At 64.4% G+C, this 21,543-nt stretch carries 22 protein-coding genes; 20 read left to right on the top strand and 2 right to left on the bottom strand.

Features of this window, described 5'->3' with window-relative positions:
* Positions 1–3: 3 nt before the first annotated feature.
* The 18 genes from thrB to QM615_RS21430 all read left to right on the top strand — a co-directional run bounded on the left by thrB (position 4) and on the right by QM615_RS21430 (position 17,259).
* Positions 4–936: a homoserine kinase gene (gene thrB / locus QM615_RS21515; RefSeq protein ID WP_068048282.1), complete on the top strand. Its 933-nt coding sequence runs from the start codon at positions 4–6 to the stop codon at positions 934–936.
* 188 nt (positions 937–1,124) lie between these two features.
* Complete coding sequence (rho, locus tag QM615_RS21510; RefSeq protein ID WP_410482266.1) at positions 1,125–3,356, top strand: transcription termination factor Rho; 2,232 nt, start codon at positions 1,125–1,127, stop codon at positions 3,354–3,356.
* A 198-nt stretch (positions 3,357–3,554) separates the two neighbouring features.
* Entirely contained in the window at positions 3,555–3,788 is a 234-nt protein-coding gene (gene rpmE, locus QM615_RS21505) for a 50S ribosomal protein L31 (protein ID WP_008715081.1), read from the top strand.
* Between the two features lie 97 nt (positions 3,789–3,885).
* The gene (gene prfA, locus QM615_RS21500) at positions 3,886–4,962 is read left to right on the top strand and encodes a peptide chain release factor 1 (RefSeq protein WP_068048269.1); all 1,077 of its coding nucleotides are present in this window, start codon (positions 3,886–3,888) and stop codon (positions 4,960–4,962) included.
* 106 nt (positions 4,963–5,068) lie between these two features.
* The gene (locus QM615_RS21495; RefSeq protein ID WP_149408031.1) at positions 5,069–5,887 is read left to right on the top strand and encodes an SHOCT domain-containing protein; all 819 of its coding nucleotides are present in this window, start codon (positions 5,069–5,071) and stop codon (positions 5,885–5,887) included.
* Positions 5,888–5,921: 34 nt separating this feature from the next.
* Positions 5,922–6,806, top strand: a complete 885-nt coding sequence (gene prmC / locus QM615_RS21490) for a peptide chain release factor N(5)-glutamine methyltransferase (protein ID WP_149408030.1) — start codon at positions 5,922–5,924, stop codon at positions 6,804–6,806.
* A gap of 66 nt (positions 6,807–6,872) precedes the next feature.
* Complete coding sequence (locus tag QM615_RS21485) at positions 6,873–7,535, top strand: L-threonylcarbamoyladenylate synthase (protein ID WP_149408029.1); 663 nt, start codon at positions 6,873–6,875, stop codon at positions 7,533–7,535.
* A 30-nt stretch (positions 7,536–7,565) separates the two neighbouring features.
* Positions 7,566–8,807, top strand: a complete 1,242-nt coding sequence (locus QM615_RS21480) for a glycosyltransferase family 4 protein (RefSeq protein WP_149408028.1) — start codon at positions 7,566–7,568, stop codon at positions 8,805–8,807.
* A 66-nt stretch (positions 8,808–8,873) separates the two neighbouring features.
* The gene (locus QM615_RS21475; protein ID WP_188078865.1) at positions 8,874–9,305 is read left to right on the top strand and encodes a Cg1360 family ATP-synthase-associated protein; all 432 of its coding nucleotides are present in this window, start codon (positions 8,874–8,876) and stop codon (positions 9,303–9,305) included.
* Positions 9,306–9,695: 390 nt separating this feature from the next.
* Positions 9,696–10,472 carry a F0F1 ATP synthase subunit A gene (atpB, locus tag QM615_RS21470; protein WP_094632788.1) on the top strand — a complete coding sequence of 259 codons (777 nt, stop codon included), beginning with the start codon at positions 9,696–9,698 and terminating at the stop codon, positions 10,470–10,472.
* A gap of 78 nt (positions 10,473–10,550) precedes the next feature.
* Positions 10,551–10,790: an ATP synthase F0 subunit C gene (locus QM615_RS21465; RefSeq protein ID WP_008715092.1), complete on the top strand. Its 240-nt coding sequence runs from the start codon at positions 10,551–10,553 to the stop codon at positions 10,788–10,790.
* A 7-nt stretch (positions 10,791–10,797) separates the two neighbouring features.
* Complete coding sequence (locus QM615_RS21460) at positions 10,798–11,358, top strand: F0F1 ATP synthase subunit B (protein ID WP_032393521.1); 561 nt, start codon at positions 10,798–10,800, stop codon at positions 11,356–11,358.
* Between the two features lie 8 nt (positions 11,359–11,366).
* Entirely contained in the window at positions 11,367–12,194 is an 828-nt protein-coding gene (locus tag QM615_RS21455; RefSeq protein WP_149408026.1) for a F0F1 ATP synthase subunit delta, read from the top strand.
* 88 nt (positions 12,195–12,282) lie between these two features.
* On the top strand, positions 12,283–13,926 hold the full coding sequence (gene atpA / locus QM615_RS21450) for a F0F1 ATP synthase subunit alpha (protein WP_283347896.1): 1,644 nt from the start codon (positions 12,283–12,285) through the stop codon (positions 13,924–13,926).
* Between the two features lie 52 nt (positions 13,927–13,978).
* The gene (locus QM615_RS21445) at positions 13,979–14,950 is read left to right on the top strand and encodes a F0F1 ATP synthase subunit gamma (protein ID WP_149408024.1); all 972 of its coding nucleotides are present in this window, start codon (positions 13,979–13,981) and stop codon (positions 14,948–14,950) included.
* A gap of 3 nt (positions 14,951–14,953) precedes the next feature.
* Positions 14,954–16,402, top strand: coding sequence for a F0F1 ATP synthase subunit beta (gene atpD, locus QM615_RS21440; protein WP_094638681.1), 1,449 nt, complete (start codon positions 14,954–14,956; stop codon positions 16,400–16,402).
* Positions 16,403–16,432: 30 nt separating this feature from the next.
* Positions 16,433–16,792, top strand: a complete 360-nt coding sequence (locus QM615_RS21435) for a F0F1 ATP synthase subunit epsilon (RefSeq protein ID WP_037193376.1) — start codon at positions 16,433–16,435, stop codon at positions 16,790–16,792.
* A 29-nt stretch (positions 16,793–16,821) separates the two neighbouring features.
* Positions 16,822–17,259, top strand: coding sequence for a DUF2550 domain-containing protein (locus QM615_RS21430; protein ID WP_068048245.1), 438 nt, complete (start codon positions 16,822–16,824; stop codon positions 17,257–17,259).
* On the opposite strand, the gene QM615_RS21425 is transcribed toward QM615_RS21430, so the two are convergent.
* On the bottom strand, positions 17,260–17,862 hold the full coding sequence (locus QM615_RS21425; protein ID WP_149408023.1) for a cob(I)yrinic acid a,c-diamide adenosyltransferase: 603 nt from the start codon (positions 17,860–17,862) through the stop codon (positions 17,260–17,262).
* A 54-nt stretch (positions 17,863–17,916) separates the two neighbouring features.
* On the opposite strand from QM615_RS21425, the gene murA reads away from it, so the two are divergent.
* Positions 17,917–19,170, top strand: a complete 1,254-nt coding sequence (gene murA, locus QM615_RS21420) for a UDP-N-acetylglucosamine 1-carboxyvinyltransferase (protein WP_094614651.1) — start codon at positions 17,917–17,919, stop codon at positions 19,168–19,170.
* On the opposite strand, the gene pdxR is transcribed toward murA, so the two are convergent.
* Complete coding sequence (gene pdxR, locus QM615_RS21415; RefSeq protein WP_149408022.1) at positions 19,163–20,560, bottom strand: MocR-like pyridoxine biosynthesis transcription factor PdxR; 1,398 nt, start codon at positions 20,558–20,560, stop codon at positions 19,163–19,165. The two genes, murA and pdxR, sit on opposite strands and share 8 nt — an antisense overlap.
* 100 nt (positions 20,561–20,660) lie before the next feature.
* Between pdxR and QM615_RS21410 the strand changes: the two genes are divergently transcribed.
* Positions 20,661–21,356, top strand: a complete 696-nt coding sequence (locus QM615_RS21410) for a pyridoxamine 5'-phosphate oxidase family protein (protein WP_149408021.1) — start codon at positions 20,661–20,663, stop codon at positions 21,354–21,356.
* Positions 21,357–21,543: the final 187 nt, after the last annotated feature.

Here is a 21,543-nt window from a genome sequence, read left to right as displayed (position 1 = left end):
GCCATGACGACGACACTCCCCATCGGGCTCACGGTCACCGCGCGCGTCCCGGCGTCCAGTGCCAACATCGGACCCGGATTCGACAGTCTCGGAATCGCTTTGGGGCTGTACGACGAGATCGAGGTCACGACCACCGCGTCGGGACTGCGGATTCACGTCGACGGTGAGGGTTCGGCGGACGTGCCGTGGGGACCGACGCATCTGGTCGTACGCGCCATCGAGCGGGGGCTCGAAGCTGCCGGAGTGTGGGCCGACGGCCTGGATGTCCACTGCCGCAACGTGATTCCGCACTCCAGGGGGCTCGGTTCCTCGGCGTCGGCTGTGGTCGGGGGCCTCGCTGCCGCCAACGCACTGGCCGCGAAAGTGGATCGGTCGCTCGCGCTGTCGGAGGGTCAGCTGGTCCAGCTGTCATCGGAATTCGAGGGTCATCCCGACAATGCGTCGGCGAGTTGCCTCGGCGGTGCGGTGGTGTCGTGGAGCGAACCGCCCAATGCCAGTGTCACGGCGCGGAAGTACGCAGCCGTGCGGCTGGAGGTGCACCCGAGCATCAAGGTCGTCGTGCTCGTACCGTCCGAACGCTCGTCGACGTCGCACACGCGGGGACTGTTGCCCGAGTTGGTGCCCCACCGTGATGCGGCGTTCAACGTCAGCCGCAGTGCACTCGCGGTGGTGGCGCTGACCGAGCGCCCGGATCTGTTGATGTCCGCTACGGAGGACCTGCTGCATCAAGGTCAGCGCGCCCAGGCGTTACCCGACACGACTCGCTGGATAACCACCTTGCGCGCGCGGTCCATCGCGGCCGTGGTGTCCGGTGCGGGACCGACGGTCATGGCGCTGTGCACCGAGGAGTTTCCGGCCGATCTGCGCGAGGCCGCATCGGCCGAGGGGTGGCGGGTGCTCGACCTGGACGTGGCCGACGGAGTCACCGTCGCGTGACAAACGCGGCAGTAGGGTTCTTGCCGAGTGGGGACAACGGCGCTATGGTGAACCCTGTCCGTACATCGTGCGCTTCAGACGCCGGTTTCGTCAGGGCATTCAGGTCGCTGTATTCGGGGGATTCAAACGTCCGAGTGATGTGACGCTCCTGACTCGATCCTTCCCGTGGTTCTCTGCGGTCCGGATCGATGGTGTCGCCGACGGGGTGCGTCGAACATGAACGGCAATATCCGAGCTCGGCAGAACGCCGAACTGCGGAACGAACCCTCGGCTGCGCATCGAGCGAGCGAGGGAAGGAAAGGACCTCCGTGACCGATACGGAACTTATCTCTGCGCCCGAAACGTCACGCCGACGTGCTGGCCTGTCCGGAATGGTTCTTACCGAGCTCCGCAGCCTCGCTGGTGAACTCGGTATCAAGAGCGTTTCCGGGATGCGCAAGGGCGATCTGATCGCTGCGATTTCCGAGCGTCAATCGGGTAGCGCACCGGCCAAGACGGACGCACCGAAATCCGACGCACCCAAGTCGCGTCGCGCCGCTGCATCCGCGCCGGTCGTCGAAGATCGGCCCGCAGCCGAGGCGGCACCGAAGCAGTCGGCTCCAGAAGCGCCGTCCTCGGACGCGCCGGCGGCGCAATCGGGCGATTCTGCCGATGCCGCGCCCGAGACGGGCCGCCGAACACGCGGACGTCGCGCCGCAGGTCGGCGAGCCGGTGCTCCCGAACAACTCCCGCTCGACGACAGCAACGATTCGGCCGGATCCGCTTCCGCGGCGACCGATTCGCCCGCAGTCGCGCCGCAGGCGGAGAAGCCGGACGAGACCGGCGACAGCGCCGCCACCGAGCGCCCACGCCGTAGTCGCGGCGACCGCAACCGCCAGGACGGGTCGGAACGCGAACCCCGTGACGCCGACGGCAACCGCGACAACGCGAACCGCGACTCCGGAAGCCGCAATCAAGGCGACCGGGACGGCTCCAATCGCGAGAACGGTAACCGTGACAACGGAAACCGCAATCAGGGTGACCGCGACAACCGCGACGGTGGCGGTCGTAATCAGGGCGGACGCAATCGCAACCAGGGCGACGGTCGCAACGACAACCGCAACGAGGATCGCAACAACGGTCCGCGCGACAACCGCGACAACAACCAGGACGACGACGGCGAAGGCCGCGGACGTCGGGGACGTCGGTTCCGTGAGCGCCGTCGCGGACGCGACCGTGGCGAAGGCAACGACGGTGGCGGTGGCCGCGAGCGCGATACCGAGATTCGCGAGGACGATGTTCTTCAGCCGGTAGCCGGCATCCTCGACGTTCTCGACAACTACGCGTTCGTCCGTACCTCCGGCTACCTCGCCGGACCCAATGACGTCTACGTGTCGATGAACCTGGTTCGCAAGAACGGCCTTCGCCGCGGCGACGCGGTGACCGGTGCGGTTCGGGTGGCACGCGAGGGCGAGCAGTCCAGCCAGCGGCAGAAGTTCAACCCGCTCGTGCGTCTGGACACCGTCAACGGGGGAGAGGTCGAGGCCGCGCGCAAGCGTCCGGAGTTCGGCAAGCTCACCCCGCTGTACCCCAACCAGCGGTTGCGTCTCGAGACTCAGCAGAACATCCTGACCACGCGCATCATCGACCTGGTGATGCCGATCGGCAAGGGTCAGCGCGCACTCATCGTCAGCCCGCCCAAGGCAGGTAAGACGAGCGTCCTTCAGGCCATCGCCAACGCGATCGCCATCAACAATCCCGAGTGCTACCTGATGGTCATCCTCGTCGACGAGCGTCCCGAGGAAGTGACGGACATGCAGCGCTCCGTCAAGGGCGAGGTCATCGCGTCGACGTTCGACCGGCCGCCGGGCGACCACACCGCGGTGGCCGAGCTGGCGATCGAACGGGCCAAGCGTCTGGTCGAAGCCGGCCAGGACGTGGTGGTTCTGCTCGACTCGATCACCCGTTTGGGACGTGCGTACAACAACAGCTCGCCTGCATCGGGCCGAATCCTGTCCGGTGGTGTCGACTCGACCGCGTTGTACCCGCCGAAGCGGTTCCTCGGCGCGGCTCGCAACATCGAGCACGGTGGTTCGTTGACGATCATCGCCACGGCCATGGTCGAGACCGGATCCACCGGTGACACCGTGATCTTCGAGGAGTTCAAGGGCACCGGCAACGCCGAGCTCAAGCTCGATCGCAAGATCGCCGAACGCCGCGTGTTCCCGGCAGTGGACATCAACCCGTCGAGCACCCGCCACGACGAGTTGCTCCTTGCTCCTGACGAGGCCGCCGTCGTACACAAGTTGCGGCGCGTGCTGTCCGGACTGGACTCGCACCAGGCCATCGACCTGCTGGTCGACCGTCTGAAGAAGAGCAAGAACAACCTCGAGTTCCTGATGGAAGTCTCCAAGACTGCGCCGGGCGGGGCGAACGACTGACAATTGTTTCCCGGATCTTTCGTCCGGGGAACAAGCCGACAGGTGCGCGCGTTGTAAGCATCTGTCGGCACAGAAGTACCGGCGATTAGCAGGTCAGATGCACGCTCTGGCATAATCAACGGCCGAGTCCGGTTCCGGTTCACGTCTTCGATCGGCGAAGACGACCCGGCGACCACTAGAGAGAACGGTAAGGACACCATGAAGGCAGGAATTCACCCCGACTACACACTGACGACAGTCGTCTGTGGTTGCGGCAATACTTTCGAGACCCGAAGCACCACCGACAAAGAGCGCATCAGCGTCGAGGTCTGCTCGCAGTGCCACCCCTTCTACACCGGCAAGCAGAAGATTCTCGACACCGGCGGTCGCGTCGCTCGCTTCGAGGCTCGCTACGGCAAGCGCGCCGGCAAGAAGGCCGACGCAGACAGCTAGCTGTTTCGCCGACGCCCGTCCTGTGCATCACAGGACGGGCGTCGGCTTTTTTGTGTCCACATTCAGTTGCACCGGCGTTCGAGAGTGAGTCATCAACATGGCGAGAACAGACAAGCCTTCGGCCATCGACGACATCCTCGCCGAACACTCCGGACTCGAGCAGCAACTCGCCGACCCAGCTCTGCACAACGACCCGTCCGCGGCCCGCAGAGCAGGCAAGAGGTTCGCCGAACTGGCCCCCATCATGTCCGCGCACACCAAGCTGACCTCCGCGCAGGACGACCTCGAAGCCGCGCGTGAGCTCGCCGCCGACGATTCCTCGTTCGCGTCCGAGATTCCCGAGCTGGAGGCGACCGTGTTGCACCTCGAGCAGACCCTCACCGACCTGCTCGCACCACGCGACCCGCACGACGGCGACGACATCGTGATGGAGGTCAAGTCGGGGGAGGGCGGCGAGGAATCGGCGCTCTTCGCGGCCGATCTCGCGCGGATGTACGTGCGCTACGCCGAACGCCGCGGGTGGCGGGTCGAGGTGCTCGACGCGAACGTCTCGGACCTGGGCGGATACAAGGACGCGACGCTGTCGATCAAGACCAGGGATCCCCTCGACGGCGTCTGGGCCCGGCTGAAGTTCGAGGGCGGCGTCCACCGCGTGCAACGGGTACCGGTGACCGAATCGCAGGGGCGCGTGCACACCTCCGCGGCCGGCATCCTGGTGTACCCCGAACCCGATGAGGTGGAAGAGGTTCAGATCGACGAAACCGATCTGCGCATCGACGTCTACCGCTCGTCCGGCAAAGGTGGCCAGGGCGTCAACACCACCGACTCCGCAGTCCGAATCACGCACCTGCCGACCGGCATCGTGGTGACCTGTCAGAACGAGCGGTCTCAGCTGCAGAACAAGGCACGCGCGATGCAGGTACTTGCAGCTCGCCTGCAGGCAGCAGCAGAAGAAGCGGCCGACGAAGAAGCATCGGCAGGCAGGGCCAGCCAGGTGCGCACCGTCGACCGCTCGGAGCGGATCAGAACCTACAACTTCCCCGAGAACCGCATCACGGACCACCGGATCGGCTTCAAGGCACACAACCTCGACTCACTTCTGGACGGCGAGATGGATGCGTTGCTCGACGCGCTGGCCAAGGCGGACCGCGACGCGCGCATGCAAGCAGAGTAGCTGCGGCACATAGCTTTACAGATTTCGCCGGGCTGCTGCACCGAAAGGTGCGATACCCTGGCGGCCAGGTTCGACCCCGCAACAGCGCCCGAGAGGCACACCAGACATGAACCAGGCCCTGACCCCCGCAGGCGAGAACGCCGTGTCCGAGCTGTCCTCGCGCTACGGCATCTCGACCGATGCCGTCCGCACGATGCTCGACGCGGTCAACAACGGCCGCGGCAGCATGGCTCAGTTCAACATCCCCGAGCTCGGCGGCAGTGGGCAGTGGATGCGCGGCGGAATGACCATGGTGGGCAACATGTTCGACCACGGACTCAAGAGCCGGGTCGACGGCCTCTGCCGAGACCTGTCGGCGGTGCTGTCGCAGCATCAGGTGTACCCGCCCAGGGAGACCGGCAGTAGCTCGTTCGGTGGCAACTCGTTCGGCGGCGGCTCGTGGTGGCCGTCGGACCTCGGTGCGCCGAGCTCGAGCGGTGGCCAGAACGGCTCGCAGTACGCAGTGTTCCCGGGATTTCGACGCCTCGCGGTGTTGGTCGGCGGCGAACTGGCCGTGTACGACACTCTCGATCACTCCATCGGCGGAGTCCAGCAACAGCAGGGCGGTGGACCGGGCTCGCTGGAGTTCACCAGCCAGTACGGCACGTTCACTGCTGGCAGCCTGCCTCGAGTCGATCAGCAGTCGGGCGGGACGAACTCGCAGAACCAGTCGACGCCGCAACCCGCTCCGCAGACCTACGCGCAACCGTCCTCGTCGCACCAGTCTTCGCAGTCCTCGAACCATTCGCCTCAGGGCAACCCGTCAGGTGTGGACATCTCCGACATCACGGCTGCGATCGAGGCTCTCGCGGGTCTGCACGCGAAGGGCTTCCTCACCGACGACGAGTTCCACGCCAAGAAGTCGGAGTTGCTGGGACGCGTGTGACCGGGTTGTCGGTGCCTCGTGGCAGGCTGTTCGAATGAGCCGCAAGCCGTTACGCCTGGCCATCCTCGAAGCAACGTCGATGCTCGACGCTGCCGGTGTGCCGAGCCCACGGGTCGATGCGGAACTGCTCGCCGCACACCTCGTCGGCGTGGACCGCGGCCGTCTCGGTCTGGTTCCTCTCGTCGAACCCGAGGTCGTCGAGGCGTACTTCCGAACCGTCGAGCAGCGCGCGAAACGTATTCCGCTGCAATACATCACGGGAACGACCTCCCTGGGCAACATCGACGTCGAAGTAGGGCCGGGCGTGTTTGTACCCCGGCCGGAAACCGAACTGTTGTTGGCCTGGGCACTCGCGTTCCTCGAAAACGTCGACCACCATCCGCCGGTGATTCTCGATCTGTGCACGGGCTCGGGGGCACTGGCACTGGCGATCGCCAACGCCCGGCCCGATGCCGTCGTCCACGCCGTCGAGCTCGACCCGTCGGCGTTGGCATGGGCCCGGCGCAATGCCGACCTGTGCAGCGGCCACGGCGATACCCCGATCACGCTGCACCACGGCGACGTCACGGCACGAGATCTGTTGACCGAACTCGACGGCGCTGTCGACATGATCGTCGCAAACCCGCCCTATATCCCGGAGGGGGCAGACCTCGATCCCGAAGTGATCGATCACGATCCGCACATGGCGCTGTTCGGCGGTTCGGACGGACTGTCCGTCATCGAACCGATGATCGGCAACATCGCCCGCTGGCTTCGGATCGGCGGCGGCGTCGCTATCGAACACGACGACTCCAATGGCGGCGAGGTGGTGGCGCTGCTGTCTCGGCGACGAGTGTTCACCGAGGTCACCGCACATCCGGATCTGTCGGGTAGGCCCCGGTTCGTCGTCGCCGCACGGGCGCACCCGGCCCAGGCCTGACGACGGGAACGGCAGGCGGGCGACACCTGACATCACTTCGTTATCGAAAGTGGAAGGATAGGTGCCGTGAGTACCGTCTACGACTGCCGTGAAGCCGACGCGCGCACTGCTGGATTGACCGCTGCCCGCGGTGCCCTCAAATCCGGCCGACTGGTCGTCATGCCTACCGACACCCTGTACGGAATTGCAGCCGATGCATTCGACGGCAGCGCTGTCACGGATCTGCTGCGCGCCAAGGGCAGGGGCCGCGATATGCCGGTTCCCGTGCTCGTCGGCTCCTGGAACACCATCGACGGCTTGGTTCAGAGTGTCCGGCCACGCACCCGAGATTTGATTCGTGCCTTCTGGCCCGGTGCGCTGAGCATCGTCGTGCAGCAGGCTCCGTCCTTGGCCTGGGATCTGGGCGACGCCCAGGGCACCGTCATGTTGCGGATGCCGCTGCACCCTGTCGCGCTCGAGCTGCTGCGTGAGGTCGGCCCGCTCGCAGTGTCCAGCGCCAACATCTCCGGCAGTCCACCCGCCACCACCGTGATGGAGGCACGAGATCAGCTCGGCGGCTCGGCCGCGGTGTACCTGGACGGGGGACCGGCCGACCACGCGGTGGCGTCGACCATCATCGATCTGACAAGCGATCGAGCACGAATTCTGCGGGTCGGTGCCATTCCCACCGAGAAGATTGCCGAGGTTCTCGGTGTCACCGCCGAAAGCCTGGTCCCGGGAGCGTCCTGACATGGCTGTCCATCCCGCACGCCTCCGCGCATGAGCGTCACTCGGGGAGGCATCCTTGACGAAAGTGTCGACGTGCTCGCTCAGTCGAATCTGGGTGCAGGCGTACCGATTCGCGAACTGCTCCTGGTGTTCCTCACCGCAGCGGTGGTCACGTTCTTCGCCACCGGCGGTGTTCGTGTGGCGGCCGTCAAGTTCGGTGCCGTCGCGGTTCCCCGTGATCGTGACGTCCACGTGCAGGCCACCCCGAGGCTCGGGGGAGTGGGCATCTACGTGGGGATGCTGGCTGCGTTGCTCTTCGCGTCACAGCTGCCTGCACTGGCTCGCGGATTCGACGTCGCCTACAACCGCGACATTCCGGCCGCACTGGTTGCCGGCTTCGTGATCGTGCTGGTCGGCGTCATCGACGACCGATGGGGTCTGGATGCCCTGACCAAGTTCGTCGGCCAGGTGACGGCGGCCGGGGTCCTCGTCATCATGGGCGTGAGCTGGGTCGTGCTGTACCAGCCGTGGGGAGGCGAGCCCGGTCAACCCGGCAGCACCCTGGTGCTCGACCAACTGCAAGCCGGACTGGTGACCGTTCTGATCACCGTCGTGATCGTCAATGCGATGAACTTCGTCGACGGACTCGACGGGCTGGCGGCCGGTCTGGGGCTCATCTCCTCGGTGGCGATCTGCATCTTCTCGGTGGGGTTGCTGCAGGAGCAGGGCGGCGACGTCGGTGTCTACCCACCGGCGCTGATCGCGGCGGCATTGGCAGGCGCGTGCCTGGGGTTTCTGCCGCACAACTTTCAGCCCGCTCGCATCTTCATGGGCGATTCGGGATCGATGCTCATCGGTCTGACGCTTGCCACCATCTCGACCAGTGCCTCCGGGCGGATCCCGTTGACGGCGTACGGCCCACGCGATCTGCTGGGTCTGCTGTCGCCGCTTCTGCTGGTCGGAGCCGTGATGCTCATTCCGATCCTCGACCTGCTGCTGGCTGTCATTCGCCGGACCCGGGCCGGACGGAGTCCTTTCAGCCCCGACAAGATGCACCTGCATCATCGGTTGCTGCAGATCGGACATTCGCATCGCCGGGTGGTGCTGGTGATCTACCTGTGGGTCGGTGTCCTCGCCTTCGGGGCGGTCGGGTCGTCTCTGCTGGACCGCCGAATAGTGGTGCTTCTGGTTGCCGCAGGTCTGGTGTTCGCGCTGGTCGTCACTGCTGTGCCGACGCTGCGGGTGGACCGATCGCAGGGCTCGGAACCGCGAAGCGTTCGACGGGGCGGCTGATCCTGTCGGCTGTTCGCGGACGCGTGCTGGGTACCCTCGACAACTGTGACCTTCACTCCGCAGTCCATGCCCGACCAATTCGCCCCGCTTCGCGCCGCGGTTCGATACGGACTCATCGGACTGGTGGTGCTCACGGTGGTGAGCGTCGGAATCGCCGTCGCGGCGGCCGGAACACCTGGTCTGTGGGGATCCCTCATCGGTGTTGCCATCGGCGGAGGCTTCGTCATCACGACGGCGTTGTCGGTGGCGCTCACCACGCGTTTTCCGGCCTCGGCAGTCGGAGCACTGCTTCTCGGCGGTTGGTTGGTGAAGATGGTGATCGCGCTGATCGTGTTGGTCGCACTCAAGGACGCCGACTTCTACAACCGGTATTCCTTGGGGCTGACGATTCTGGGAGCGCTCGTGGTCGTGCTCGGTGCGGAGGTCTTCGGGGTCGTCAAGACGAAAGTCGCCTACGTGGACAGCGTTCCCACCGAGGACAAGACCGACGATCGGTAGTACGACAGCCTGTCGTAATCGGTTAAGCTGAGGGCCGCCTACACAACGTCGTAGTTCTGTTGATAAAGTTTGCATCAAGCGGTGGGCAAGACTGGGACGAAAGAGACTTTTTCCCTGGACTGGACCCCCGCAGGTAGCAGTCAGCGTGAGCTTCCTTACAGTAGGCCCGGAGTCATCGACTTCGGCAACGTAAGGTTCCGCCCTGAGAGTTGCCGAGTCGACGTGAGTCGCCGACACCCGACAGACGCTTGGCCGATGAAGACCGGGCCTCAGCCTCTGACGATTGCGAGCCGATTTTCGTCGACTTGATAGATCGTCATTGTCCGATCGAACCGCAGTCGTTACCCGGCTGCGGCCCGAACACGGGAGAGACCGCTGAGCGTCACCACCCTGGCTGCGGAATACAGTCCGCCGTCACTATCCGATTTCTTTCCTCCCGCGGTGCTGTTCGAGGGGACCCCGTTCGAGCTCGACAGGCTGATGCTCATCCGCATCCTGATGTCGGCGATTCTGATCATCTTCATGGTGGTTGCCCTCCGCAGCCCGAAGATCGTTCCGCGTGGTCTTCAGAACGTCGGCGAGATCGCTCTCGATTTCGTTCGGATCCACGTCGCAGAAGATGTGCTCGGTAAAGAACAGGGTCGTCGATTCCTGCCCGTCATCATGACCATCTTCTTCACGGTGTTCGCGGTGAACGCGAGCGCTGTCATTCCGTTTCTGAACATCTCGTCGAATGCCCGCATCGGTCTACCGATCGTGCTCGCTGCGGTCGCGTACGTCGCGTTCATCTACGCAGGTGTCAAGAAGTTCGGTGTCGGGAAGTTCGTCAAGGGCACCATCGTCATCCCGGGCATTCCGCCGGCGATGCACGTGCTGCTGATCCCGCTGGAGTTCGTCTCGAACTTCGTACTCCGTCCGTTCACACTGACGGTGCGTCTGCTCGCCAACATGCTGGCCGGCCACATCATGCTCGTGCTGTTCTTCAGCGCGACCCAGTTCTTCCTCTTCGAGGCGTCGGCCGGGCTGAAGATCTTCGCAGCACCCTCGCTCATCATGGGCTTCCTGTTCACGATGTTCGAGATGCTGGTGATCTTCCTCCAGGCCTACATCTTCGCGCTGCTCACGGCGATCTACATCGATCTGTCGCTGCACGCCGACTCGCACTGACCGACCAACTGACCGAACCAGCTACACCGCCACCTCCGACACCCGGATGTGGACCGAAGAAAGGGAACGGAAAACCCAATGAGCCTTGAAGTTCTGGCCCAGGCGCAGGAAATCACCGCAAGCGGATACGGCGCCATCGGCTACGGCCTCGCAGCCATCGGCGGCGGCATCGGCCTCGGCCTCGTCGTCGCCAAGAACATGGAAGCAACCGCTCGTCAGCCCGAGCTGGCCGGTCAGCTCCGTACCACCATGTTCCTCGGCATCGCATTCACCGAGTCCCTCGCCCTGATCGGCCTCGTCGCCGGCTTCATTCTCTGAGAGCGCGATGACAAACGCGATTACGTTGCTGGCGGCGGAGGGGGAGGAGTACAACCCTCTTCTGCCCGCAACCTACGACATCGTTTGGTCGATCGTCTGTGTCGCGGCAATCGGCTTCCTCTTCTGGAAGTACGTGGTGCCGCGCTTCACCAAGGTTCTCGCTGAGCGTTCCGAGCTCATCGAAGGCGGAATCAAGAAGGCCGAAGAGGCACAGGCAGAAGCCAAGGCTGCTCTCGAGCAGTACCACGCTCAGCTGGCCGACGCCCGTTCCGAGGCCGCGCAGATCCGTGAGGAAGCGCGTACCCAGGGGCAGGCGATTCTCGCCGAGATGAAGGAAAAGGCGCAGGAAGAAAGCGACCGGATCGTGGCCGCAGGTCACAATCAGCTCGTTGCTCAGCGTCAGCAGATCGTCACCGAACTTCGGGGAGATCTGGGACGCACGGCCGTCGAACTCGCTGAGAAGGTCATCGGAGAGCAGTTGTCCGACGACGCGAAGCGTTCCAGTTCGATCGATCGCTTCCTCAACGAGTTGGATTCCGTCACCGCGGACTCCGCATCCGGAAAGTGAGTCGAACCATGTACGCAACTTCTCGTGAGGCACTCGCCCGCACGCGGTCGGTTGCCCACGAAGCTCTGGGGTCCGCGTCGGCAGGCGAGGCAACAGCCGTCGCTGCTCAGACCGGTGCCGAGTTGTTCGCCGTCGTCGAGACCCTCGACGCGCAGCGCACGTTGCGTACCGCTCTCGCCGACTCGTCGGTCGAGGGCGTTCGGCGAAGCGATCTGGCCGGAGAGGTCTTCTCCGGCCAGGTGTCGAGTGCAACGGCGACGATCGTCAAGGCCGCTGCCGGCGAAAGCTGGTCCACCGCTCGCGACCTGCTGAACTCGCTGGTCGAGCTGGGACGTGAAGCTCTGCTTCGCGCCGCGGCCGATCAGGATCAGTTGGACACGGTCGAGGACGAGCTGTTCCGCCTCGGGCGGATCGTGGCAGGAAACCCGCAGCTCGAGCAGGCCCTCTCGGATCGCTCGAAGCCCGCGCAGGCCAAGCGTGAACTGCTCGGTCGCCTGCTCTACGGCAAGGTCACCGCGGTCACCGAGGCGCTTGCAGTTCAGGCTGTGACGCGTCCGCGAAAGGCTGCTCCCGCCGACGTACTGAACGGACTGGCCGATCTGGCCGCCGAGCAGCGCGACCGCGCGGTTGCCCACGTCCGCAGCGCAGCACCACTGAGCGACAGTCAGCTCGAGAAGCTGACGGCCACCTTGACCCGCACGTACGGCAAGCAGGTCACGGTGCATGTAGAGGTCGATACCGAACTGCTCAGCGGACTTGTCGTTCGTATCGGCGACGAGGTCATCGACGGTAGCGGGGCAGGCCGCCTCGCTGCATTGCGAAAGACGCTCAAATAGTCCGACACGGACACAGTAACGAGAAGAAGCGTCTCGACTTTCGAGACATTTCACCCCGCGATCATTTGAAGGAAGAGCAGGAAACACTATGGCGGAGCTGACGATCTCCTCCGACGAGATCCGTAGCGCGATCGATAACTTCACCGCGAGCTACTCACCGGAGTCTTCCCGCGAGGAGGTCGGCACGGTTACGGACACGAGCGACGGAATCGCTCACGTGTCCGGATTGCCGTCGGCGATGTCCAACGAACTCCTGGAATTCCCCGGCGGAGTCCTCGGTGTCGCGCTGAACCTGGATGCCACCGAAATCGGTGCCGTCATCCTCGGTGACTACGAGCACATCGAAGAAGGCCAGGAAGTCAAGCGCACCGGAGACGTGCTGTCGGTCCCCGTGGGCGACGGCTACCTCGGCCGCGTCGTGGACCCCCTGGGCAAGCCCATCGACGGCCTCGGCGACATCGAGTCCTCCGAGACCCGCGCCCTCGAACTGCAGGCTGCCTCGGTGCTCGAGCGTCAGCCCGTCGAGGAGCCGCTGCAGACCGGTATCAAGGCGATCGACGCCATGACCCCGATCGGCCGCGGCCAGCGTCAGCTCATCATCGGCGACCGCAAGACCGGCAAGACCGCGGTCTGCATCGACGCGATCCTGAACCAGAAGGCCAACTGGGAGAGCGGCGACGAGAAGAAGCAGGTTCGCTGCATCTACGTCGCCATCGGCCAGAAGGGCTCGACGATCGCAGGCGTCAAGGCTGCACTCGAAGAGCAGGGCGCACTCGAATACACGACCATCGTCGCGGCTCCCGCGTCCGATTCGGCCGGCTTCAAGTGGCTCGCCCCGTACACCGGCTCGGCCATCGGCCAGCACTGGATGTACCAGGGCAAGCACGTCCTCATCGTGTTCGACGACCTGACCAAGCAGGCCGAGGCGTACCGCGCCATCTCGCTGCTGCTGCGTCGTCCGCCGGGCCGCGAGGCATACCCCGGTGACGTCTTCTACTTGCACTCCCGTCTGCTGGAGCGTTCGGCGAAGCTGTCCGACGAGCTCGGTGGCGGATCGTTGACGGCTTTGCCGATCATCGAGACCAAGGCCAACGACGTCTCGGCGTACATCCCGACCAACGTCATCTCCATCACCGACGGCCAGGTCTTCCTGGAGTCGGACCTGTTCAACAAGGGCGTCCGTCCCGCGATCAACGTCGGTATCTCGGTGTCCCGAGTCGGCGGCGCGGCACAGACCAAGGGCATGAAGAAGGTCTCCGGATCTCTTCGCCTCGAGCTCGCGCAGTTCCGCGAGCTGGAAGCCTTCTCTGCGTTCGCGTCCGACCTCGACGCGGCCTCCAAGGCTCAGCTCGAGCGCGGCGCACGTCTGGTCGAGCTGCTCAAGCAGGATCAGTACGCCCCGGTTGCCGTCGAAGATCAGATCGTCTCGATCTGGCTCGCAGGGCAGGGAACGTACGACTCGGTTCCCGTCGGCGACGTGCGTCGCTTCGAGACCGAGCTGCTCGAGGACCTGCACCGCAACGCCAGCGGCGTCTACGACAGCATTGCCGGTGGCAAGGCTCTCGACGAGGACAACCAGAAGGCACTGACCGAGGCGACCGAGAAGTTCAAGGCCGGATTCGTCGACTCGGACGGCAACCGCGTCGTCAACGAGGCCGAGGCAGACAAACTGAACGCCGACGAGGTCAGCCAGGAGCAGGTCAACGTCACTCGCAAGACAGTCAGCAAGTAGGCCTGCGATGACAGATGCCAAGACGAGCACAGAAGGGAGCGTGAACAGCTAGATGGCAAGCATTCTCGAGCTTCGCTCCCGCATCAAGTCGGTCAACTCGACCAAGAAGATCACCAAGGCACAAGAGTTGATCGCGACATCGCGAATCACCAAGGCTCAGGCCCGCGTTGCCGCATCGAAGCCGTATGCGGAAGAGATCACCAAGGTGCTCTCCGCGTTGGCGAGTGCATCGAGCTCGCTCGATCACCCGTTGCTCAACGAGCGACCCGAGCCCAAGCGTGCCGCGGTTCTGGTCGTGACCAGCGACCGCGGTATGTGCGGCGGCTACAACTCCAACGTGCTCAAGGAGACGGAGGAGCTGTTCCAGCTGCTCCGCTCCCAGGGCAAGGATCCGGTCATCTATGTCCTCGGCGCAAAAGGCCTGGGCTACTACACATTCCGTGAGCGGGACGTGAAGGGTGCCTGGACGGGCTTCTCTCAGGAGCCCGGATACGCCGACGCGGCCAAGGCCAGTAGGCACCTGGTCGAACTGTTCATGGCCGGCTCGGGCACCGAGGTCGAGGCTCCCAACGGTGAAGGCACCGTCGAGGGCGTGGACGAGTTGCACATCGTTTACACCCGCTTCGTGTCGATGCTCACGCAGAAGCCCGAAGTTCGCCGTATGGCACCGCTCGAAATCTCGTACACAGACGAGGAATTCGAGATGGGTGCGGATGCGCTGAGCGACTCACCGACCGCAGATGTGCAGGCACAGTACGAGTTCGAGCCGGAAGCGGGAACTCTGCTCTCGGCGCTGCTGCCCAAGTACATCAGCACCAGGATCTATGCGTCGTTGCTCGATGCAGCAGCGTCGGAGTCCGCGGCGCGTCGTACCGCCATGAAGGCAGCGACGGACAACGCGAACGAATTGGTCGAGACCTTGAGCCGTCAGGCCAACCAGGCTCGGCAGGCCCAGATCACCCAGGAAATCAGCGAAATCGTCGGTGGCGCCAACGCGTTGGCCGACAGCGCAGGAAGTGACTAAGCAATGACCGCAGCAGTAGCCCAAGAGAACGCGAGCGGAGCGGACACTCAGTCCGGCCGTGTCGTTCGGGTCATCGGCCCCGTTGTGGACGTCGAGTTCCCGCGCGGCTCGATTCCCGCACTGTTCAACGCCCTCAACGCAGAGATCACTCTGCCGACCGTGGCCAAGACCCTGACGCTCGAGGTTGCACAGCACCTCGGTGACAACTTGGTTCGCACCATCTCGATGCAGCCCACCGACGGACTCGTCCGCGGCACTGCAGTCATCGACTCGGGCAAGCCGATCTCGGTTCCCGTCGGTGACGTCGTCAAGGGCCACGTGTTCAACGCCCTTGGCGACTGCCTGGACACCCCCGGACTCGGCCGCGACGGCGAGCAGTGGGGCATCCACCGCAAGCCACCAGCCTTCGATCAGCTCGAGGGCAAGACCGAGATCCTCGAGACCGGCATCAAGGTCATCGACCTCCTGACCCCGTACGTCAAGGGCGGAAAGATCGGTCTGTTCGGTGGTGCCGGTGTCGGCAAGACCGTTCTGATCCAGGAAATGATCACCCGTATCGCACGCGAGTTCTCGGGCACCTCGGTGTTCGCAGGAGTCGGAGAGCGCACCCGTGAAGGCACCGACCTTCACCTCGAGATGGAAGAGATGGGCGTCCTCCAGGACACCGCCCTCGTCTTCGGCCAGATGGACGAGCCGCCCGGCACGCGTATGCGCGTGGCGTTGTCGGCACTGACCATGGCGGAGTACTTCCGCGATGTTCAGGGACAGGACGTTCTTCTGTTCATCGACAACATCTTCCGCTTCACGCAGGCAGGTTCGGAGGTGTCGACCCTTCTCGGTCGTATGCCGTCGGCCGTCGGTTACCAGCCCACGCTGGCGGACGAGATGGGTGAGCTCCAGGAGCGAATCACCTCGACCCGTGGACGCTCGATCACCTCGCTGCAGGCGATCTACGTTCCCGCCGACGACTACACCGACCCGGCTCCGGCCACGACGTTCGCGCACCTCGATGCGACGACTGAGCTCTCGCGTCCGATTTCGCAGATGGGTATCTACCCCGCTGTGGACCCGCTGAGCTCCACCTCGCGCATCCTCGAGCCCGGCATCGTCGGTGCGGAGCACTTCCGCGTCGCCAACGAGGTCAAGCGGATCCTGCAGAAGTACAAGGAGCTGCAGGACATCATCGCCATCCTCGGTATGGACGAGCTTCAGGAAGAGGACAAGGTTCTGGTCGGCCGTGCACGCCGCCTCCAGAAGTTCCTCGGCCAGAACTTCATCGTTGCCGAGAAGTTCACCGGCGAGGCCGGTTCGGTCGTGTCGCTCTCCGACACCATCGAGGCATTCGACAAGGTCACCAAGGGTGAGTACGACCACCTTCCCGAGCAGGCCTTCAACAGCTGTGGTGGTCTCGACGATGTCGAGGCAGCCGCGAAGAAGATGGCCGGAAAGTAGACCGACGTGACTTCTTCCGAGAAGAGCGGCATGGAGGTCTCCCTGGTCGCTGTGGAGCAAAAGCTGTGGTCCGGTACCGCGACCATTGTCAGCGCTCAGACCACCGAAGGTGAGATCGGCATCATGCTGGGCCACGAGCCTGTCCTCGGGCAGTTGATCGAGGGCGGCACGGTGTCGATCACGACCACGGACGGCGAAAAGCTCATCGCAGCCGTCCACGGTGGATTCCTGTCGGTGACCGGCAAGACGGTCACCGTGCTGGCAGAATCGGCCGATTTCGCCGACGACATCGATGTCGAGGCGGCACGGGCTGTAGTGGCAGAGAACGGCGACGACCTCGAGGCCATTGCTGTGGCCAAGGGTCGTGTCCGCGCTGTCGAGCGGTCCTAGGTTCACGAGAAGCCGCGACGAGACCTGCGATGCACTACGGATTGATTGTTCTGATCATTCTGGTTGTGCTGCTCGCAGGGCTCGTCGCGGCTTTTGCGTACCGTCTGATGGTTCTACGGCGCGGGGGAACCGCCGCGATCATGCGGGTGTTGCCGACGGACGGTGGTGCCGGTTGGCGTCACGGCATCATTCGGTACGGAGACAACACTCTCGTTTTCTTCAAGCTGTCCAGTCTTCGCCCCGGCCCCGATCATCGGCTGGGTAGGCAGGACATTCACGTGGGTGATCGACGAGCCCCACGAGACACCGAGTTCGACATCATGACACCGGACATCGCCGTGTTGGAACTGTCCGACAATGGTAAGTATTTCGAGATCGCCCTCGACAGAAGTGCGTTGACCGCTTTCCTGTCCTGGGTCGAATCTCGTCCCTCCGGCCGATCGCGTCGCCGCCGACCGGCGGCCTGATCAGCTGTCGCCGGTAGTCGGGTCGCTCGAAGCGCGGCTCGACCCGGGAACCCACTGGACGTCGCCCTCGGGGTTGGCGTATCGGCTCAGAATGAACAGCAGATCCGAGAGCCGGTTGAGGTATTTCGCCGGCAATGCACTCGTTGTTTCCGGGCTCGCGTGCACCGCAGCCCATGCCGACCGCTCCGCCCGTCGGGCCACCGTTCGCGACACGTGTAGCAACGCTCCCAGCGGCGTTCCGCCCGGCAGAATGAACGACGTCAGTGCGGGGAGATCCTTGTTGAACTCGTCGCACCAGCCTTCGAGCCGGTCGACGTAGCTCTGATCGATGCGCAGAGGCGGGTACTGCGGATTCTCGACGACCGGAGTCGACAGATCGGCCCCCGCGTCGAAGAGATCGCTCTGGATGGTGCGGATCACCGAATGAACCGATTCGGGCGGGTTGCCGAGGGCGAGAACCACACCGAGACTCGCGTTGGTCTCGTCGCAGTCCGCGTAGGCAACAAGTCGTTCGTCGTTCTTGGACACCCTCGAGAAATCACTCAGCCCGGTGGTCCCGTCGTCGCCGGTTCTCGTATAGATGCGGGTGAGGTGGACGGCCATGCGCGCTACGGTACCGCGCGGGTGTCGGCCGGTCCCGCTGGCTACGCTGTCGAGGTGAGTGAACGCTTTTTGGTCAACGGTGGAAATCGCCTCGTCGGTGAGGTGGCGGTCGGTGGTGCGAAGAACAGCGTCCTCAAATTGATGGCGGCAGCGCTGCTGGCAGAGGGCACCAGCACGATCACCAACTGCCCCGACATCCTGGACGTGCCACTGATGGCGGAGGTGTTGCGCGGGCTCGGCTGTGAGGTCGAGTTGGAGGGATCGGTCGTTCACATCACCACTCCGGCCATGCCGAAGTATCACGCCGATTTCGCGGCGGTTCGCCAGTTCCGAGCTTCGGTGTGCGTGCTGGGGCCGCTGGTTGCGCGGTGCAAGAGAGCTGTCGTCGCACTGCCGGGCGGAGACGCGATCGGGTCGCGTCCCCTCGACATGCATCAGTCCGGTCTTCAATTGCTCGGGGCACGCAGCGAGATCCAACACGGATGTGTCGTTGCGGAAGCAGACGAATTGCGCGGCGCGAACATCAGACTGGCGTTTCCGTCCGTCGGTGCCACTGAGAACATCTTGATGGCCGCAGTCCTGGCCACCGGGGAGACGGTGATCGACAACGCCGCGCGTGAGCCGGACATCGTCGACGTATGCAACATGCTGAACGAGATGGGTGCCGACGTCCGAGGTGCAGGCACCTCGACTTTGACCATTCGTGGTGTGAGCGCGCTGAAGCCGACGACCCATCGGGTGATCGGCGATCGCATCGTCGCCGCCACGTGGGGAATCGCCGCTGCCATGACTCGTGGGGACGTGCGAGTCCGCGGTGTGAACCCCAAGCACCTGTCGTTGGTGCTGGACAAATTGAGGTCCGCAGGCGCCGAGGTCACCAGCGAGCCCGACGGCTTCCGCGTCGTGCAACACGAGCGACCGCGAGCGGTCAATTTTGCGACGCTTCCGTATCCGGGGTTCCCGACCGACCTGCAGCCGATGGCAATCGGACTTGCGACAGTCGCGGACGGTACGTCGATGATCACCGAAAACGTCTTCGAGGCACGATTCCGGTTCGTCGAGGAGATGATCAGGCTCGGGGCCGACGCGCGCACCGACGGCCACCACGCCGTGGTTCGCGGTGTGCCACAGCTGTCCAGCGCACCGGTGTGGTCCTCCGATATTCGGGCCGGGGCCGGCTTGGTTCTCGCGGGACTGGTGGCCGACGGTACGACGGAGGTGCACGACGTCTTCCACATCGATCGCGGTTATCCGCGATTCGTGGAGAACCTGAGTGCACTCGGTGGCAGCATCGAGCGGGTCAGCTGAGTAGCACAGCTTCCAGCGCCTCGACCAATATGCTTATCGCATAGTCCAATTCGTCGTTGGAGGCGGACCCGTATCCGACGACGATCCCACCCCGGGCTGTGTGCGAGCGGGTCGAGTGTTCGAGCGTCGGTACGTCCACGCCCCTCGCGGCGCAAGAGGTAGCGACGTCGCGCGCTGCGGCAGTGTCGAGTATCAACACGGTATGCAGGCCGGCTCCGACTCCGCGAAGTTCGCCGAACCTGGCCAGCGCGGCCGCGACCAGGCGGTCGCGGGCTCGATAGAGCCGCCGGGCCGTTCGGACGGCTCTGTCCCATTCGCCGTCGCGCAAGATGGACGTCATCGCATGCTGGACGGGAACCGAGGGATGATCGACGATCGCGCGGCGCATTGTCGAGATGCGGTCGACCATCGACTCAGGCGCAACCATCCAGCCGAGACGAACCCCGGCGCCGAGGGTCTTGGATACGGTGCCGAGGTACACGGTCCGGTCGGGTGCCAATTCGGCTACGGTGGGCAAAGGTGCTACGCCGTAACGGAATTCGGAGTCGTAGTCGTCCTCGATGATGATGGAATCGTTGCTGCGAGCCCAGTCCGCCAGCGCGCGTCGACGGCCGATGGGCATGAATGCGCCGGTCGGATATTGATGCGACGGCGTGACGTACACGGCCGGTGTTCGTGGGGGAGTCGAGTCGAGTTGTTCGACGATCAGGCCATCGCGGTCGACGGGGACGTCGTGCAAGGACCACCCGCGATGCGTCGCGAGCGCAGCGGCGGATTTGTAGCCTGGATTCTCCAGTGCCAGAACGTGTTCGACCGACTCGGCAGCGGAAAGCGCACCCAGGGCCAGGTCGAGGCCGTGAATGCTGCCCGTCGTGATCACGATCGACGCCGGTGTGGTGTGCAGCCCGCGGGCGCGGCGGAGTAGATCGGCGACGCGAGTCCTCAGTTCGAGCGTGCCGGCGGAATCGGGATAGTCGCCGGGAGGCGGTGTGCCGCCGACGTCGCGCCACGCGCGCTTCCAGGCATCGGATGCCGAGGGCGGAGTCCACGGGATTCCCGGACGGAGAGATATCCGCGGGGGTGTTCGTGGTGTGGTGTGTGCGCTCGACGCCATCGCAATCGATCGAGGTGCGCGGGGGATGCGTCGGACATAGTTACCCGAACCGCGTCGGGCATCGAGCCAACCTTCTGCGACAAGCTGTTCGTAAGCCTTCTCCACGACTGCACGCGCGATGCCAAGATCGACGGAAAGTGCTCGGGTGCTGGGTAATCGAGAATCGGGCTGCAGGTCTCCGTCGTCGATTGCGGACCGGATGCGATCCGCCAGTTGGACGGGCAACGTCCGAGCGTCGGCGCGATCGAGGGTGATCGACAGGGAGATCGGGAGCATGGGGTTGTGGTCTCTTTCGGTATCCGCGTCGAAGTGGCCTGAACAAAAGCAGCTCTATTGGACCATGACGAAAGGCCACTCGTCCCGCATCCTGGAAACCATGACAGTCGACGACGTGCCTCTTTCCCCGACAGCGCGAACGGTAGTGATGCGGGGGAGGCATCGCGCCGGCCTCGAACGCGCAGCGTTGCTCGACGTACTGCGCTCGGCGCGCATATGCCACATCGGCGTGATCGTGGATGGAGTGCCGCGCGTCGTACCTACCGTGTTCGGCGTGGATCCCGCCGGTCCGGACAGGGAAGGCACGCTGTATCTGCATGGATCAGTGGCATCACGCAGCATGATCGACGCTCCGGATCAGGACATCTGCGTCACTGCGACTGTCGTCGACGGGCTCGTCCTGGCTCGATCGGCATTTCATCATTCGATGAACTATCGAAGCGCCGTCGTGGTCGGACGACCTCGCCGAGTGGAGGACACCGACGAACGGATTCGAGCATTGGACGCGATCGTCGACCAGGTGGTCCCCGGAAGAAGCATTCACCTGCGTTCACATACTCGGAAAGAGCTTGCAGCCACCGCGGTTCTGGCGCTTTCGATGTACGAGGCATCGGTGAAGTCGCGGTCAGGTGGACCGGTCGACGACGACCTCGACATCGAGCGGGGAGACGTATGGGCCGGAGTTGTTCCGGTGTGGGAGGCGCTCGGCGACGCCGAACCTGCCGCAGATCTCGCGGGGGACATTGCGGTGCCGGAGCACGTGGACGGTGTGCGCCGGAACGCGACTCGGGGGTGAACGATGTTGCCGCAGTGAAGGTTCGGACTGTGGCTGGCATCACACGCGCACCCTGGAGCGTGTAGTGGGCGCGATGACCCGACGCCCCGGGGCCGAGCTGCGCGAATACGCCGAGAGCATGGGTCGACCTGCCGATTTGCGTTGGTGTGGTTGGTGGCGTAACTTTTGTCGAGTCAGAGCGACGGAC

The sequence above is a fragment of the Rhodococcus sp. IEGM 1341 genome, from assembly GCF_030056895.1.
Taxonomy (GTDB): domain Bacteria; phylum Actinomycetota; class Actinomycetes; order Mycobacteriales; family Mycobacteriaceae; genus Rhodococcoides.
The sequence above is the reverse complement of the archived record's forward strand: the minus strand, read 5'-3'. Positions and strand labels throughout refer to the sequence as shown.